Origin of the sequence: Corallococcus sp. AB030, assembly GCF_003668965.1 — a bacterium.
Classification (GTDB): domain Bacteria; phylum Myxococcota; class Myxococcia; order Myxococcales; family Myxococcaceae; genus Corallococcus; species Corallococcus exiguus.
This window is the reverse complement of record NZ_RAWQ01000008.1, coordinates 40478-55528: the sequence shown is the minus strand read 5'-3', so window position 1 is coordinate 55528 and position 15051 is coordinate 40478. Positions and strand designations below refer to the sequence as shown.

Genomic DNA, 15051 nt, shown 5'->3' with positions numbered 1-15051 from the left:
CGCTACTTCCGCGGGGGCTTCGGCGCTTCCGCGGGTGGCGCCTTGGGGAAGGCGAGGTAGCCCTTCTCGGTGTACCAGGCGAGCACCTCCACCTGCAGCCGGCCCGCCTTGACCATCGGGTCCTGCTCGGCGAGCTGCCGCGCCTCCTGCTTCGTGGCCGTGCGGTAGATGCATGCGCCGCGCATGCCCACGTCGTCCTGCTCGTCGAAGGGGCCCGCGAGCACCATCTTCCCGCTCTCCCCCATGCGATTGAGGTGCGCGAGGTGCTCGCCCTGCAGCTTCTGGAGGGCCTCGGGCTCCATCTTGGGCGCGTTGGGCGCGCGCTTGAGCAGGACGAGGTAGTGCTTGTCGAACTCGACCTTCTCCTCGGCCGGGGCCGCGGCCTTCGTTGCCGGCGCGCCTGGCGCGGCAGGAGTGGAGGAGAGGGCGAGCAACAGCAGCGTGGTGGTGAGCATGGTGTGGGGCACCCTAGGGGGCTGACCCGACATCGTGCCATTGTCCCGCGGTGAAACCGGGTGCTCCGCGAGCCGGAACCGTCGAGGCTCCGGCTCGCTGCCGCCGTTGAGCGCGGCGGGCTATCCGCCCCGCCCCTCGAGCGCCAGCCCGCTGCTGTGCGCGGCGGCATACGCGTGCGCGGGGTGGGCGACAGGCTCCTCCACGGGCGCGGGCTGCATGAGGCCCGCCCCCAGGAGCGCACCCTCGAGCGAGCCGTGCATCCGCCCTTCGAGCAGGTGCTTCGAGAGCGGCTCGAGCGCGGCCTCCAGGTGGGGCGGCACCTTCACCAGCGCCAGGTGCGCGCTGCGCACGGCGAGGAACTCCGCCAGGTACTGGAGCGTCGCCACACCGGCGGCGTCCACCAGCGACACCCTCGACAGGTCGATGACCACCAGCTTCGCCCAGGGCGGACCGTCCACGAGGTCGTAGAGCTTGAGGTGGTTGATGAACAGGATGGGCCCGTCCACACGCGCCACCATGAGGTCCAGCGCCTGGGGAGCGTTGAGCGCTTCCGGCGCCTGCATGTGCAGGCCGCGCTGCAGCTGCGACGCATCCGTCACCCGCTGCACCTCCAGCCGCAGGGCGCCATGGCGACGCACGTAGAGGAGGCTCGCCAGCGCGAGCCCGGCCCCGATGCCGACAAACACGTTGAACATAGCGATCCCCAGCGCGGTGACGAGCACCACGCTCAACGTCGACTTGGACTGATTCCACATGGCAACAAGGCCCTCCAGATTGAGCAGGCGCACCCCCACGACCAGCAGGATGGCGGTAAGTGCGGCAATGGGGATGCGCGCCACCAGCGGCGCGAGCAGCGCCATGGCCACGAAGAGCCACAGTGCATGCATGACGGAAGCGGCGCGGGTGCGCGCGCCCGCTTGAATGGAAGCGCTGGCGCGCACGATGGCGCCCATCACCGGGAAGCCGCCAATCAGTCCGGCGGTGATGTTGGCCAGGCCTTGCGCCATCAGGTCCTGGTCCAGGTCACTGTGGGTGCTCGCACCCGTGAGCGCATCGAGCGAGCTCGTCGCGAGCAGCGAGCCGAGCGACGCAAGCAGCGCGAGGCCGAAGGCCGCCGGCAGGAGGCTCGCGAGGTGCACGCCCTCGAAGGACGGCAGCGTCGGCATGGGCAGCGAGCGCGGCAAGGCGCCCACCGCGTCGTAGCCCGCCCCGAGCCAGACCATGAGCACGGTGCCAATCGTCAGCCCCACGAGCACCGCGGGGATGCGCTTGTGCACCTTGGGCAGGGCCACCATGGCCAGCGCCGTGAGGGCTCCGGCGGCAATCCCGAGCCAGCCCACGCGCTCGCCCCAGTTGTGCTGCAGCGCGAGCGCCACGGCGTCCGCGTGCGTGTCCTCCACCGCGAACAGCCGCGGCAGTTGCGTGTTGAGCAACAGCAGACCAATGCCCACCGTGAAGCCCATCACCACCGGACGTGGGATGAGCCGCGCGAACCGCCCGGCGCGCAGGAGCCCCAACGCCACCTGCATGGCGCCCGCGAGCACCGTGGCGATGGCGAGGCCCACGGCCCCGTGCGCCGCCACGATGGCCGCGGCCAGGGGCAGCAGCGCCGCCTCCGGGCCCGTGACCTGGAAGCGGCTGCCGCTGAACAGCCCGCCCACGACGCCCGCCACCACGCCGGAGACGAGTCCCACGCTCGCGGGCAGTCCCGCGGCGGTCGCGAGCGCGACATTGAGAGGAAGTGCCACGCACGCCACGCTCAGGCCGGCGGCTGCGTCGGCTGGCAGGCTGCTGGGCTGTACCATCTCGCGCCAGCTGTGGATGAGCTCGCCCGCACGCCGGGTCGAGAAGGATGGCTTGGAGAGAGCGGTCGTCGAACGCATGGACGACACGCCTTTCAGGTGCCGTGCCAAGGGCCGTCTCAGAGGGGAGCGTGCCCCGCTGTCGGTCCATCCCCTCAGCGCCCCTGTCGGCTCGGACCAACACTGTTGGGACCGACAGACGGCCGTGCGAAGTGACGGGCCGTGCGCGCGGACGCGGGTTAGATTGCGCGCCATGTTGGTGCTTCGACTGCGTGCCCGGCTCTTGTTGTCCTACGCGGTGGTTACCGCGCTGCTGGTGGCCGCCTTCTCCCAGATGGCCGTGGGCCTCATGCGCACCCACGAGGTGGTGGCGAGCGTGGGCCGCGAGGAGCTCGCCTCCTTCGAGCGAGAGCAGCGCGTGTACGTCGCGGCCTGGGCGCTCGAGCTGGCGGTGCGGCGCGGAGTGGTGGCCTGTGAGCAGCACGACAGCAGCGCGGCCTCCGTGCACCGCGCTGTCGCCAGTGCGCGCCACGTGCTGCAGACCGCGCTCGGCACCGGCACGGTGCATCTGGATGCGGGCATCCGCGCGAGCGCCCAGGACTATGTGCAGTACGCCCTGCAATTGGAGCAGGCCGGCACCTGTGAGTCGATGCTGTCGTTTCCCCTGCGTGAGCGGCGGCTGCACCTGGATGAGGTCCTCACCACGGTGTGGTCCGAGCGCACGCGGGACATGCGCCTGGCCATCCAGGCGAAGGAGGACCAGGCGCGCTCCATCGGGTCGGCGGCGCTGAGCTCAGGCGGGCTCTTCGGCCTCCTGGGCATCGTCGCCGCGGGAGTGCTCGCCTTGTCGCAGGCTCGCGCGGTGTCGAACTCGGTGGCGCTGCTCTCCACGCATGCGCGCCGCATTGGCCAGGGTGACTTCAGCCCGCTGCCTCCATTGCGCGGCCCCGAGGAACTGCGCGCGCTCTCGCTGGACCTGGATCGCATGCGGGGGCGCCTGGCGGAGTTGGATCAGCTCAAGAGCGCGTTCGTGGCCTCGGTGTCCCACGACCTGCGCACGCCGCTGGCCCGGGTGCGCGAGGCCCTCTCGCTCCTGGGCGATGGCAGCACGGGCCCCCTGACGCCGCAGCAGGCCCGCGTGGTGAAGCTCGCACAGGCCGCGTGCGAGCGTGAGATTCGCATGGTGACCTCCGTGTTGGACCTGTCTCGCGTGCAGTCCGGCCAGCCGCTGCAGCGCAATGCCGGGGCCTCGGTGGACCTGATTGTCCAGAACGTCCTCCGGGACCTCGCCTTCGAAGCGGATGAGCGCAAGGTCCAGCTGGTGTACGAGCCAGCCGCGAAGCCCGTGCGTGCGCCCATCGATGACCCCTTGGTCGAGCGTGCCCTGTCCAACCTGGTGAGCAACGCCATCGCTGTCTCCAGCGCGGGCAAGACGGTGCGCATCACGTGTGAGCTGGTGACCCGCAAGCGCCCTGGCGCCGCCAGCTCCGTGCCCGCGGTCCAGCTGTCCGTCGCGGACCAGGGCCCGGGCGTGCCCGCGCACGCGCGTGATTGGATCTTCCGGCCCTTCGCGAGCCTTGAAGTGGGCGGGCGCCGCAGCACGGGGCTGGGCCTGACCATCGCGCGCGAGATGATCACCGCGCACGGCGGTGAGCTGTCGCTCGCGGACACGTCCGGGCCCGGCGCCACCTTCACCTTCTGGATTCCCCTTGAAGACCCTGCGTCCCCTGGAGGCCGTCTTGACGCCTGAGTCCCCCGTCCAGCAGCCCCACGTGCTCCTGGTGGACGATGACCTCCAGCTCGCGGAGCTCATGTCCATGCGGATGACGTCACGCGGCTACCGCGTGACCGTGGAGGGCGAGGGCAAGAGCGCACTGCGCCGGCTCTCGCAGGAGCGCGTGGACGCGATGGTGCTCGACCTGCGCCTGGAGGACATGGATGGCATGGACGTGCTCCGGGCCGCGCGACAGCGGGCCCCCGAGCTGTCCGTCATCATGCTCACCGCGCACGGCTCCATCGAGACCGCGGTGCAGGCCATGCAGGAGGGCGCCTACGGCTTTCTCACCAAGCCGTTTCACGACCACGAACTCATGCAGAAGCTCACGCATGCGCTCGAGCGCTCGCTGCTGCGCCGGGAGGTGGCCGAGCTGCGGCGGCGCATGGGGGAAGAGGGCGAGCCCCTGCTCCTGGGCATCAGCGAGGCCATTTCGCGCGTGCGCGAGGTGATTGCCCGCATTGCCCCCACCGACGCCACCGTCCTGCTCACCGGCGAGAGTGGCACCGGCAAGGAGCTGGCGGCGCGGATGCTCCACGTGCTCTCGCGCCGCAACGCGGGGCGCTTCGTCGCCGTCAACTGCGGCGCCCTTCCGCCAGAGCTGCTGGAGAGCGAGCTGTTTGGGCACGTGAAGGGCGCGTTCTCCGGCGCCGTGCGCGAGCGCGAGGGCCTGTTTGGCGCGGCCAACGGCGGCACGCTGTTCCTGGATGAAATCGGCGAGGCGTCCCCGTCCGTGCAGGTGAAGCTCCTGCGCGTGCTGCAGGAGCAGCGGCTCACGCGCGTGGGCGCGGACGTGGAGGAGTCCGTGGACGTGCGGGTGGTCGCCGCCACCAACCGGGACCTCGCGGAGGAGGTGGCCGCGAAGCGCTTTCGTCAGGACCTCTACTTCCGGCTGCACGTGGTGCCCATCGAGCTGCCACCCCTGCGCGAGCGGCTCGAGGACATCCCCTTGCTCGCGCAGCTCTTCCTGGAGCGCACCGCGAACCGCTATGGCCTTCGTCCGCCACGCCTGGCGCCCGCGACGGTGGAGCTGATGCAGCGCTATGGCTGGCCTGGCAACGTCCGGGAGCTCATCCACGAGATGGAGGCCGCGGTGCTCCTGGCCGGCGCGGACGAGCTTCAACCGCGACATGTGCCGCGCCTGGGGCAGGCGCTGGAGCGGCCCCCCGCCGAGAGCGCGCAGTTGCCGGGTGTTCCCGTCGGGGCCGAGGCCTTGCCCTCGCTGCGCGAGGCACGCGATGCCTTCGAGCGCGCCTACCTGGCGGAGGCCATGCGCCGCAGCAGTGGCAGTGTCAGCGCCGCGGCTCGAATGGCCGGGCGCAACCGGAGCGACTTCTACGATTTGCTCAAGCGGCACGGCCTGTCCGCCGCTGACTTCAAGGGAACCTCCGAGGACGGGCCCACACGCTGAGCCCGCCCGTTGGGTGCGGGCGGAGGGGCCTGCGAAGGCCTCCGCGCGCGGGTGTTCGGCGAGGCGCACACGCTGACGAGGGGGGCGGCCGGAGAAAAGCTGAAGGATGCGGGACTGATCTCCGCTCTCCTCACCGTCTTCCTTCGCGGTGTTCGCCCGGCAGCGCTCGGTTCCTGACGCGCTTCACGAACCCGACGCATTCCCTGGCTATTGGGGCAATGGGCAGAGCTGCCTGCCATCCTTCATGCTCGGTGCCAGGTCTTTTTCAAAGCGATTGCCGCTGCAGGCCGTGCCTGCTGCTCGCCGCTACCCGACACATATGAACAAGACATCCCGTTCCCTTGTTCTGGCGCTCACTCTGGCATTGCTGGCGGGCTGCGCTGGCTCTTCCTCCGACACTGGCTCGGCCCGGTTCGCCGTCTCCGTACGCCAGGCCCTCGCCTCCGGTATCTCCCGCGTCACCGTCACCTCCAGCGCCCCGGACATCCCCTCGGTCACCGTGGACCTTGCCCCCACCCATGGGGTGTGGGGCGGCGTCATCGGCAACATTCCCGCCGGCCCCAACCGCACCTTCCTGGCTCGGGCCTTCGACGCCTCGGGCATCCTGCTCTTCGAGGGCTCCGCCTCCGGCATCACCATCTCCGCGAACCAGACGGCCCTCGTCGCCATCACCCTCCAGGAGGCCAACCCTCCACCGCCCTTCGACAACGAGGCCCCGCTCATTGACTCCCTGGTGGCCTCCTCCACCTCCGTGCCCGTCGGCGGCTCGCTCTCCCTGGTGGCCACCGCCCATGATCCCAACCCGGGCGACACGCTCTCCTATGCCTGGAGTGCCACGGCGGGCTCCTTCTCCTCGCCCTCCGCTGCCTCCACTTCGTGGACGGCGCCGCTGTCCACCGGCATTCAAACCCTCACCTTCACCGTGACGGACTCCCGGGGTCTGTCCTCCAGCATCGTCCTGGACATCTATGTCAGCCAGGAAGGACACGAGGGGGAGGCGCAACTGTCCATCTCCTTCAACAGCTCACCCCGGGTGGCGTCGCTCATTGCCACCCCCACGCAACTGGCTGTGGGGCAGCCGACCGCTGTCTCCGTCTGTGCTTCCGACCCGGATGGCGACAGCCTCTCGTACTCCTGGAGCGCCACCTGCGCCGGCTCCTGGAGCAATGCCTCCTCCCACTCCGCTCAGTTCACCCCCTCGCTCCTGCCCGTCGGCCCCTGCAACAACTGCCGCCTGACTGTCACTGTCTCGGATGGGCGCGGTGGGCTGACCACGGGCACCGTCGCCCTGTGCGTCCGCGACACTCCCCCCGCCAACCACTTCCCTCCCGTCATCATCCGCTCCTACCGCTCCTCGGACACGGCGACTCCAGGCCAGGTGCTCACCTACGAGGTGGTGGCCAGCGACCCGGAGGGCTCCGCGCTCACCTTCTCCTGGCAGGCCACTACCGGCGTGCCAGGCACCCCGGCAAGCGATGCCTCCCGCAGCCGCGTCACCTGGACTGCCCCCGCCTGTGTCAGTGCCGGCACGCCCCCGACCGTCACCGTCACCGTCACCAACGCCTTCAACCTGACGGACACCCGGAGCTTCGAAGTGACGGGGCTGCCCACCTGCACTCCCTCGGGTGTCTGGGTCCCTACCGGCTCCATGATCCAACCTCGCTCGGGCCACACGGCGACGCTGCTGCCCAACGGCACGGTCCTCGTCGCAGGGGGCACCAGCAATGGTGCGCCCCTCGCGACGGCGGAGGTGTATGACCCGGTCTCGGGCACCTGGGGCCCGACCGGATCCCTGGCCCAACCTCGCTCGGGCCACAGTGCGACGCTGCTGCCCAACGGCAAGGTGCTCGTCGTGGGGGGGCGTGACGCCAACGGCTTCGTCGCGACAGCCGAGCTGTACGACCCGGCCTCGGGCACCTGGAGCCCCGCCAGCTCCCCGCTCGCGTCAGGCCCCAGCTCGGCGACGCTGCTTCTCAACGGCAAGGTGCTCGTCGCGGGAGGAACGACGCCACAGTTGTACGACCCGGCCTCGGACACCTGGAGCTTCGCCAGCGCTCCGCTCCAATCCGCCTCTAGCGGGGAGACGCGGCTGCTCGATGGCAAGGTCCTCTTCGCGCGCAAAGGCGCGTCGCAACTGTACGATCCGGTCTCGGATACCTGGAGCGCTACCAACTCACCAGCCGTATTTCCCGGCGGCCCCCCTGTGACGCTCCTGCCCGACGGTAAGGTGCTCGCCGCTGGAGGATACGATCCCACGGTCGATCTGGTCTGGGGGGGAGCGGAGTTGTACGACCCGGCCTCGGGAACCTGGACCCTGACAGCCCCCATGGGGGGGCGCGTCTTCTATACTGCAACGCTGCTGACCAACGGCAAGGTGCTCGTCGCTGGGGGATCGGCCGAAATCTTCGAGCTGGAAGTCTTCGCACTCGCGACGGCGACGTTGTACGACCCGGTCTCGGGCACCTGGAGCCCCACCGGCTCCATGGCCCAACCTCGCTATAACCACACGGCGACGCTGCTGCCCAACGGCACGGTCCTCGTCACGGGAGGCTCGGTACCGACGGCGGAGTTGTACCTCCCCTGAGCGTCTTGTCTTTCTGGCTCGGCATCACCGGGGGCATGACCACGGACTGTCCGCCGCAACAGCCTGGGGCGGGCCCCTGCCTTGAGCGCGGGCATCCAGGACCACCTGCCCGTCCTTCATCACGAACCGGACCTGCCGCAGCGCCCGGATGTCTTTGAGCGGATCCCCCTCCACCGCGAGCAGGTCCGCGAGCTTGTTCGGCGCGAGCGAGCCAACCTGGTCCTGCATGCGCAGCAGCTCCGCCGCGTTCACGGTCGCGGCACGCAGGATGTCCACGGGTTTGAGACCCGCCTCGGTATAGGCGATGAACCACTTCACGCTGGCCTGGCCTCGCGTCAACCCTGGCATCACGATGTACATGTCCGAGCCGGCGGCGATCCGGACACCCGCGGCCACCGCGCGGCGGAGGCGTTCCTGGGCCTTGGCCATGTTTTTCTTGCAGCGCTCCTTCATCTGACGCCGGCGCTCGGCATTGCCTGTCTGGGTATCGAAGGAGTCGCACACGTCCATCGGGCCATCCGTCGGGACCAGGAAGATGCGATTGCGGACCATGGGCGCCAGCACGTCATCGGGGAGCGAGTACCCATGCTCGATGGAGTCGACGCCCGCCTGGACCGCGATGCGAATGCTGTCGTCGGTGGTGGTGTGCGCCGCCACCGGGCGCTTCCTGCGGTGGGCCTCCTCGACGATGACCTTCAGCTCCTCCAAGGAGAGGAGGTTGTGCCCGTTGTCGACGATGACCTTGATGCAGTCCGCGCCGTCCATGAGCGCTTGCCGCACGGCGCGCCGGGCCTCCTCCACCCCGGAGATGGTGACGTACTCCTGCTCGATGAGGGACTGCGCCGGAAGTTGGAGCGTGGGGAACTGACCGCCCTGGGGAGCGAGCGCGCGGGTGCAGGCGGAGATGCGCGGGCCCTGCACCCAGCCACGCTGGATGGCGTTGCGCAGCGCCACGTCGCCGTTGACCCCCGAGTTGCCGACGTCGCGCACCGTGGTGACGCCCGCCTCGAGCATCTCGCGGCCCAGCTTCGCGCCAAGGAGCGCGCGCTCGGCGGTGCCGCTCTGGGCGACGGGGGTGAGGAGGCCGTCGCCTCCGTTCTCCGGGTCGACGTCCAGCAGCAGGTGCGAGTGCGCGTCGATCAGCCCGGGCAAGAGGGTGACGTCGCCCAGGTCGATGACCCGTGCCCCCGAGGGGATGGAGAGGCCGGTGCCCACGGCCTGGATGGTCGAGCCTTCGATGAGCACGACCGCATCCGGAAGGGTCCGGTCACTCTTCCCGTCGAAGAGCCTGGCGGCGCGGAGGGCGATGCGCGTGGGCTCCGCGGAGGAGGGCGTCTGGCCCCATGACGGCGAAGAAACGCAGCACAGGAGGAGCGTACCAACGACAGTCGCCAACAGGCGTCGGGAACGGGAGGGCAAGGCGTGGCTCCTGGGTGCGCTGACGTATGCCTGTGACGATAGGCCCACATTGCCCTGGCGTTGGCATTGCAAATCCAGGAAGAAGCGAGTGAGCCTTGAACATACCCCGGGAGACACCATGCCCAAGATGAAGACCACCTCCTCGATCAATCAGGCCAGGCACTCGGTGCAGACCAATCCGATTGCCTCCAAAGCCCAGGTGCAGGCCGCGCAGGCGCAGGCGCAGGCCAAGCCGAAGAAGGAGCCGGCCCTCAAGCCGCCCCCGGACCACAAGGTCTTCACGGACGGCTTTGGCGGCGCGGTGTACGGCTCCAAGAACCCGGACAAGAAGCTGAAGCTGGACGACGGCAAGGCCCTGACGAACGAGCATCAGCGGCTGGCGGGCCTCGAGGCGAATGCGCGCACCGAGGGGGTGAAGGGGAGGAAGGAGGGCGGCGCGGGCCTGAGCAAGAACACCAACTTCTTCGCCACGTCCTTCGGCGCGGTCCACACGCAGGGGGCGTACACGAAGTCGGCGGGCTCCACCGTGCCACCGCCGGACGCGATGAAGCGCATGTACCACCCCAACGTGCACGACCTGACCAACGACGGCAAGCGCGTGTCCGTCAGCGGGATGAAGGACTCGTCGACGAAGACGCCCGGCTACGAGTTCAGCGGCTCCAAGGTCGCGGGCTCGGACGACTTCGGCCGCACCCCGAAGCGCAACGCGCTGCAGGCCGGAGCGCCCGCGGAGGCCCGGTATTCGAAGCCCACTCCGCCCAGCGCGGACTTCAACACGACCTTCGCGCACAGCGAGCAGTCCGACGCCGCGCGGCTGATGGCGCCGGGCGCGGCGAAGGACATCGCCGCGTCCTTCAAGGGCACGCTGCCGCCGGGCTCGAAGATCCACGCGGTGACGTACAGCGGCCACACCACGCGCTTCACCTGTGCCAACTGCGAGTACACGACGGGCCACCTGGCGAAGAACCCGGGCCTGTTCCGCAAGGACCTGAGCGCGGAGTTGCAGGCGCAGGGCTTCCAGGTGCCGAAGGACGGCGTGCGCCTGTTGCCCATCATCTCCGCCCACGAGAAGACGGCTGGCGTGCGGCAGAATCCTCAAACTCCGCGCCGTCCGCTGGATGCGGGGGAGGTCGACCTCAAGAACCTCGCGGGCCAGGGCAAGTTCATCGAGACGCCGCTCGCCAACGTGAAGTGAGCCGCGCGCTCCTTCCCTCCAGGACCCGCTTTCGATGATGACCTCTTCCGAGAATCAATCGCTCCGCCACCTCGCGGACTGCCAGACGCCGGAGTACGGCGCGGTGTCCGTGCATGGCGCCACCTGCACCGACGATGGCTGCCTGTGCGACACCGTGAACCTGAAGGTGACCGCGGGCGGCGAGCAGAAGGCCCTGACCCTCACCTCCGACGGCACCTTGTTGGACGACGAGCTGCGCCCCGCCGAGGACCGCTGGGGCGGCGTCGTGCGCGCGGCGTCGCAGGCGCCCGGCTTCCAGGAGGGCTTCGACACGCTGGTGACCCAGCGCCGCACGCAGGTGCTTGAATCGATGGGCCGGCTGGAGGGTGCCTTCGAGGTGCGGCTGCCGGAGTCGCTCCTGGGCGAGGGCGCGGACCTGGAGCGCGACATCCTGGGCCGCGTGGAGCTGGACGGGCAGCGCTACGCCTGGCGGATAGAGCTGTGCTCGGATCCCAAGTGTGAGTGCGAGAACCTCTTCCTGGTGGTGTGGCTGCCCGGGGAGCCCCAGCGCGCAGTGTTCGCCATCACCGCGGACGGCCGCTGGATGGTGGAGCAGGCGGGGAACGCGGCCCTGACCATGGACGCGGTGGAAGGCGTGCTGGTGGCCACGGAGGCGTTCCAGGCGCTGCTCGGCCAGATGCGCGTGGAGCGCATCCTCCAGAAGTACCACCGCTCCTTGCGCGGGCCCTCGGCCGTCTGACGCGGGGCCTTGCCCGTGAGGGGCAGGTTCATGATGCTGGCAGCCGTGCCCTGGAGCCCGTGCCCCGGCCCTGGCTGCCGAGCAACCTCGCGATGAGCGCCGTCCGGGACTGCACGCCGAAGCGGCGGTAGAGGGTCTTCGTGTACTGATTCACGGTGAAGCGGCTGATGCCGAGCCGGGCCGCGATCTGCTTGTCACCGAGCCCCTGCAGGAGCAGCTCCAGCGTCTGACGTTCGCGCGGCGCGAGCCGCACGCCCAGGGCATCCTCCGTGGGCTCCGGCAGGCCGAGCAAGGCCCCGCATTCGGCGTGGAACAGGTGCAGCAGCTCGCGGTCCGCTTCATCGAAGAGGCACTCGCTCCGGCCCCGGTAGAGGCCGATGCCTCGCACCACTCCCGGCACCTCGGACCACCAGAGCGAATACACCGAGTCGTCGAGCTGTGTCGGCCGCAGGTAGTGCTCGACGTAGGGCGCGCCGTACCAGGCCCGGTCACCGACGAGCTCCCGCCGCAGCGCGGTGACCACGGCGCCGGGCACCGGAGGCCGCTCCATCAGCGAGCGGATGCCCGGGTTGCAGGCGCTGCCCATACTCTGGAGCGCCTTGAGCGCGGGCCGCGCGGCGCCGTCCCAGCCCTCCAGGACGGCGGCCGTGAAGCCTCCGCGACCTCCCGGCTTGAAGTCGCACTCCAGCACGCAGGCCCCCGCCTCGGCGCCCAGGATGCGGCACATGCCGGAGAGCAGATGCCGCGGCCGCTCCCCCTGCCCCTCGGGCAGTTCGTGCGCCTCGTTGACCAGGCGAACCAGGACACGGACTTGCGAACTTCGAAGGCTGTCAGCGGCCATCGGACCTCCAGCGTCGCTCCCAGGGAGCATGCTCCCTAATTTTAGCGAATTGCTGGTTCGGCTGCTTGCAGTGAGAGTTTGCGCGAAGCACCCCACTCAAGGAGCGAAGCGCATGACGAGGCAATTCAAGCAGGCCGTTCTCACGATGGTGGTCCTCCTTCCGCTCGCGGCGATGGCCCGCTCCGTGCCCGCGAGCGCCGGCAGGCCCGTCACCTGGAGCGACGGCTCCTGTTTCTTCATGTCATACAGCACCATGTACAATGGCTGTTCGACCCGGAGGGGCTTCGAGATTCCCCTGACGTCCGACAGTTCCGGCAGCAAGACGGTGGTTGTCACCGCCCTTGGCGCCACGTCCTCGAACAACGTGGGCTGCATGGCGATTGGCATGAATCGCGAGGCCACCCTCTACTGGGGCGGCACCCGCAAGTGGCTCCCTGCCTTCGGCCCGGCGCAGTACATCACGCTGACCGACGCCTACACTCCTGCCTATGGATACCTGTACGCCAACTGCCTCGTTGACCCGGGTGGTCAGATCAACACCGTTGACCACAATGCCTAGCAGGAGCCGGATGCATCCATGACTCTCGGGGCGGGGTGCCCGCGTATTCGTGGGCACCCCGGTTCATGCGACATGACAAGGAATTGGGTGTGGGTCTGCGCAGTCCTCTTCGTGGGGCTGCTTTCCTACGGCGTGTCCCGGCTCGCCGGAGCGAGCGACGTGAAGGCACGGGAGTCCGGTGCGCGCGACACCACCGAGTTGCAGCGGTTGAAGGCGCAGGTCCGCGAGCTCGAGGCCTCGGTCGCCCACTCCGAGCGACTGGCGCGTGAGGCCCAGGTGGCGGCCCGGGCCCCGGGCCCGCGCGTGGACACGCCCATGGCTCCAGGGCAGCCCTCCGTGGCCATGAGTCCGCCCGACGCGGGCCTCTCCATGGAGGGCACGGCAGCAGTCCACCAGGAGCCGACGCCGGACGAGGCGGTCGCACGGATGGACGCGCGCTTCTTTGGAGAAGGAGTGGACCCGGCCTGGAGCCATGACGCCACACAGCGCGTGGAGCGGCTCGGCGCGGTGCTGCCTCGGGGCGCGCGCATCGTGTCCCTGGAGTGCCGCAGCTCCATGTGCCGGCTCCAGATGTCCCATCCGAGCCTGGACGCCTTCCAGAAATTCCTTCGCGAAGGACTGATTGATGACGCGGCCGCGTGGGATGGGCCGTTCATGGCCGCGCTGACGGGCACTCCGGGACGGCCAGGAGAAGTCGAGGCGGTGGCCTACCTTGCACGGGCGGGAGTGGACCTGGCGCCTTGACCGGGCCGCGGACGGTCTGTCCCTCCTCTGCCGCTCCGCGAGGAGCGTGTCAGCTGGAGAAGGTCTCGCTGGATGCGGAGACGCGCGAGCAGTGGGGCCGGGGCCTCGAGGGGCTCACGGCCTTCGGCGACCGGGCGCGCGGGCGGCTTCGGGGGGAGTTGCCCGCGCGCCCGCGTCGTCGATGTGCGAGGGATGCACCCCTCCTGTTTCCTGGCCCACGCCCAGGCGAGGAGGGCGGCCAGAAAAGCGAAAGGCCCGGAACCTTTCGGTTCCGGGCCTCTCTAGTGGCGAGGAGTACGGGACTTGAACCCGTGGCCTCCGGCGTGACAGGCCGGCGTTCTAACCAACTGAACTAACTCCCCACAAAAATCTATATGGGCGGAACAGGGATTGAACCTGTGACCATCGCCTTGTAAGGGCGCCGCTCTACCGCTGAGCTATCCGCCCTGCGCGGCCCCGCCGTGATTCAGTGAGGCGGCTTGTACCGTCCCCATCCGCCTCCGTCAAGCATCTGTTTTCGGGGCCCCTTCATCGCGCTCCGCCCCCTCGGAAGGGAGCGGATCCGACGAGCGCGGATCCGCCTGCTACCCGGCCCGCACCTTCCACCGCCGCACGCGGCGGCGGGAACGGGGAATCATCAACACGGCGCCCACCAGCAGGGCCACCGGCACGAACACCAACATCGTCTGCATCATCGCCTCCATGCCCGACACCATACGGAGGCCCTCTGACATCCTGACGGGGAGTTCGTGACTTTCAGGAAACGACACTCCAAGCCGCCGGGTTTCCAGCCGTCCTGGCGAGCAGGGGGCCGGACTGCGAGTGGAGGACTATTCGCCTCGGGGAGGCCCCCCCCGGCCGCCGTGGCCGGGACCGTGCGAGCGGCGCTCCGATTCCAGGAGCGTGCGGGCCTGGGTCTTCTGGGCATCCGCCAGGACCTGCTCAGCCTCCTGGTAGGCCGCCATGTCGTTCGTGCGGAGCTGCTCGAACAGGCCGCGCGCCTGCTCGTGATTGGCCTGGTCCTGGGCGGACGGCGTGCCCTGTTGTGTGCCGCGGTCCGGCGGCGCGGGCGGGCGCAGGGCCTCCAGGGACTGCTTCACGGGCGCGTTCTTCGCGTCGAGCGCCGTTTGAATCCGGGTCAGGCTCGCGGCCTGGGCGTCGGTGAGGGCCAGGTCCTGGCGGTGGTCGATGAGCACCTGGACGGGCGACTTGCGCTCGAACGGAGGCGGCCGGCGCGCGCCCTGGGACGCGTCCTGCGTGGTGGTGGTGGATCCGGCGAAGGTGGGAACGGCGAACAGCAGGCCCAGCATGAACAGATGGCGCTTCATGGTGATGGATGCCTCCAGATTGCGCGTGATGACGGCACCCGGAAGGCCATTGGCCTGATGGCACGGTTGACACCGTGAGGGACCGACTGGGAGGGGTTTGCCCCCACGGCGTCCCGTGCCGTTCAGGCCCGGGGCTTCCGGGCTGACACGGTGCAAGGTGCTCCCGCCATGTGCCGCGAAAATGTCCCGCGCGTTTCCG

The 15051-nt window shown here is 69.6% G+C and carries 13 protein-coding genes and 2 tRNA genes; 7 read left to right on the top strand and 8 right to left on the bottom strand.

Translation table 11 applies throughout. The annotated features are described in order from the left end of the window. Positions 1-2 precede the first annotated feature (2 nt). Together D7Y15_RS03845 and D7Y15_RS03840 are read right to left on the bottom strand one after the other, a co-directional pair. On the bottom strand, positions 3-455 hold the full coding sequence (locus tag D7Y15_RS03845) for a YciI family protein (protein WP_120575215.1): 453 nt from the start codon (positions 453-455) through the stop codon (positions 3-5). A 120-nt stretch (positions 456-575) separates the two neighbouring features. Further along, complete coding sequence (locus D7Y15_RS03840; protein ID WP_158629000.1) at positions 576-2339, bottom strand: SulP family inorganic anion transporter; 1764 nt, start codon at positions 2337-2339, stop codon at positions 576-578. Between the two features lie 172 nt (positions 2340-2511). Here D7Y15_RS03840 and D7Y15_RS44035 point away from each other — a divergent pair, with 172 nt between their 5' ends. From D7Y15_RS44035 to D7Y15_RS03820, 3 genes are all read left to right on the top strand, one after another. Next, entirely contained in the window at positions 2512-4008 is a 1497-nt protein-coding gene (locus D7Y15_RS44035) for a HAMP domain-containing sensor histidine kinase (RefSeq protein ID WP_158628999.1), read from the top strand. Beyond that, positions 3998-5443 (top strand): sigma-54 dependent transcriptional regulator, encoded by a 1446-nt coding sequence (locus D7Y15_RS03825; RefSeq protein WP_120575232.1) that lies wholly within the window; start codon positions 3998-4000, stop codon positions 5441-5443. The genes D7Y15_RS44035 and D7Y15_RS03825 overlap by 11 nt, the downstream gene beginning before the upstream one ends. Before the next feature lie 319 nt (positions 5444-5762). Further along, positions 5763-8027 carry a kelch repeat-containing protein gene (locus D7Y15_RS03820; protein ID WP_121751731.1) on the top strand — a complete coding sequence of 755 codons (2265 nt, stop codon included), beginning with the start codon at positions 5763-5765 and terminating at the stop codon, positions 8025-8027. Positions 8028-8051: 24 nt separating this feature from the next. Here D7Y15_RS03820 and D7Y15_RS03815 read toward each other — a convergent pair whose 3' ends face one another. Then, a complete protein-coding gene (locus D7Y15_RS03815) occupies positions 8052-9446 on the bottom strand; it encodes an amidohydrolase family protein (RefSeq protein WP_121751730.1) in 1395 nt (464 codons plus the stop codon). A gap of 118 nt (positions 9447-9564) precedes the next feature. Here D7Y15_RS03815 and D7Y15_RS03810 point away from each other — a divergent pair, with 118 nt between their 5' ends. Together D7Y15_RS03810 and D7Y15_RS03805 are read left to right on the top strand one after the other, a co-directional pair. Further along, positions 9565-10641, top strand: coding sequence for a hypothetical protein (locus D7Y15_RS03810; RefSeq protein ID WP_120575219.1), 1077 nt, complete (start codon positions 9565-9567; stop codon positions 10639-10641). 34 nt (positions 10642-10675) lie between these two features. Continuing rightward, on the top strand, positions 10676-11380 hold the full coding sequence (locus D7Y15_RS03805) for a hypothetical protein (protein WP_121751729.1): 705 nt from the start codon (positions 10676-10678) through the stop codon (positions 11378-11380). A gap of 28 nt (positions 11381-11408) precedes the next feature. On the opposite strand, the gene D7Y15_RS03800 is transcribed toward D7Y15_RS03805, so the two are convergent. Beyond that, positions 11409-12221, bottom strand: coding sequence for a LuxR family transcriptional regulator (locus D7Y15_RS03800; protein ID WP_121751728.1), 813 nt, complete (start codon positions 12219-12221; stop codon positions 11409-11411). Positions 12222-12333: 112 nt separating this feature from the next. Between D7Y15_RS03800 and D7Y15_RS03795 the strand changes: the two genes are divergently transcribed. Together D7Y15_RS03795 and D7Y15_RS03790 are read left to right on the top strand one after the other, a co-directional pair. After that, positions 12334-12780, top strand: a complete 447-nt coding sequence (locus D7Y15_RS03795) for a hypothetical protein (protein WP_120575222.1) — start codon at positions 12334-12336, stop codon at positions 12778-12780. Between the two features lie 72 nt (positions 12781-12852). Then, positions 12853-13524: a hypothetical protein gene (locus D7Y15_RS03790; protein ID WP_148712680.1), complete on the top strand. Its 672-nt coding sequence runs from the start codon at positions 12853-12855 to the stop codon at positions 13522-13524. A gap of 285 nt (positions 13525-13809) precedes the next feature. Here D7Y15_RS03790 and D7Y15_RS03785 read toward each other — a convergent pair. From D7Y15_RS03785 to D7Y15_RS44605, 4 genes are all read right to left on the bottom strand, one after another. Next, a tRNA-Asp gene (locus D7Y15_RS03785) sits at positions 13810-13886 on the bottom strand. 13 nt (positions 13887-13899) lie between these two features. Continuing rightward, positions 13900-13971, bottom strand: a tRNA-Val gene (locus tag D7Y15_RS03780). 137 nt (positions 13972-14108) lie between these two features. After that, on the bottom strand, positions 14109-14240 hold the full coding sequence (locus tag D7Y15_RS46345; protein ID WP_255430328.1) for a hypothetical protein: 132 nt from the start codon (positions 14238-14240) through the stop codon (positions 14109-14111). A 114-nt stretch (positions 14241-14354) separates the two neighbouring features. Beyond that, entirely contained in the window at positions 14355-14852 is a 498-nt protein-coding gene (locus tag D7Y15_RS44605; protein ID WP_158628998.1) for a hypothetical protein, read from the bottom strand. Between the last annotated feature and the right edge of the window lie 199 nt (positions 14853-15051).

Coding starts and splice junctions, on each gene's coding strand:
- D7Y15_RS03845 (WP_120575215.1), bottom strand. CDS start 455: ATGCTCACCACCACGCTGCTGTTGCTCGCCCTCTCCTCCACTCCTGCC.
- D7Y15_RS03840 (WP_158629000.1), bottom strand. CDS start 2,339: ATGCGTTCGACGACCGCTCTCTCCAAGCCATCCTTCTCGACCCGGCGT.
- D7Y15_RS44035 (WP_158628999.1), top strand. CDS start 2,512: ATGTTGGTGCTTCGACTGCGTGCCCGGCTCTTGTTGTCCTACGCGGTG.
- D7Y15_RS03820 (WP_121751731.1), top strand. CDS start 5,763: ATGAACAAGACATCCCGTTCCCTTGTTCTGGCGCTCACTCTGGCATTG.
- D7Y15_RS03810 (WP_120575219.1), top strand. CDS start 9,565: ATGCCCAAGATGAAGACCACCTCCTCGATCAATCAGGCCAGGCACTCG.
- D7Y15_RS03805 (WP_121751729.1), top strand. CDS start 10,676: ATGATGACCTCTTCCGAGAATCAATCGCTCCGCCACCTCGCGGACTGC.
- D7Y15_RS03800 (WP_121751728.1), bottom strand. CDS start 12,221: ATGGCCGCTGACAGCCTTCGAAGTTCGCAAGTCCGTGTCCTGGTTCGC.
- D7Y15_RS03795 (WP_120575222.1), top strand. CDS start 12,334: ATGACGAGGCAATTCAAGCAGGCCGTTCTCACGATGGTGGTCCTCCTT.
- D7Y15_RS03790 (WP_148712680.1), top strand. CDS start 12,853: ATGACAAGGAATTGGGTGTGGGTCTGCGCAGTCCTCTTCGTGGGGCTG.
- D7Y15_RS46345 (WP_255430328.1), bottom strand. CDS start 14,240: ATGGTGTCGGGCATGGAGGCGATGATGCAGACGATGTTGGTGTTCGTG.
- D7Y15_RS44605 (WP_158628998.1), bottom strand. CDS start 14,852: ATGAAGCGCCATCTGTTCATGCTGGGCCTGCTGTTCGCCGTTCCCACC.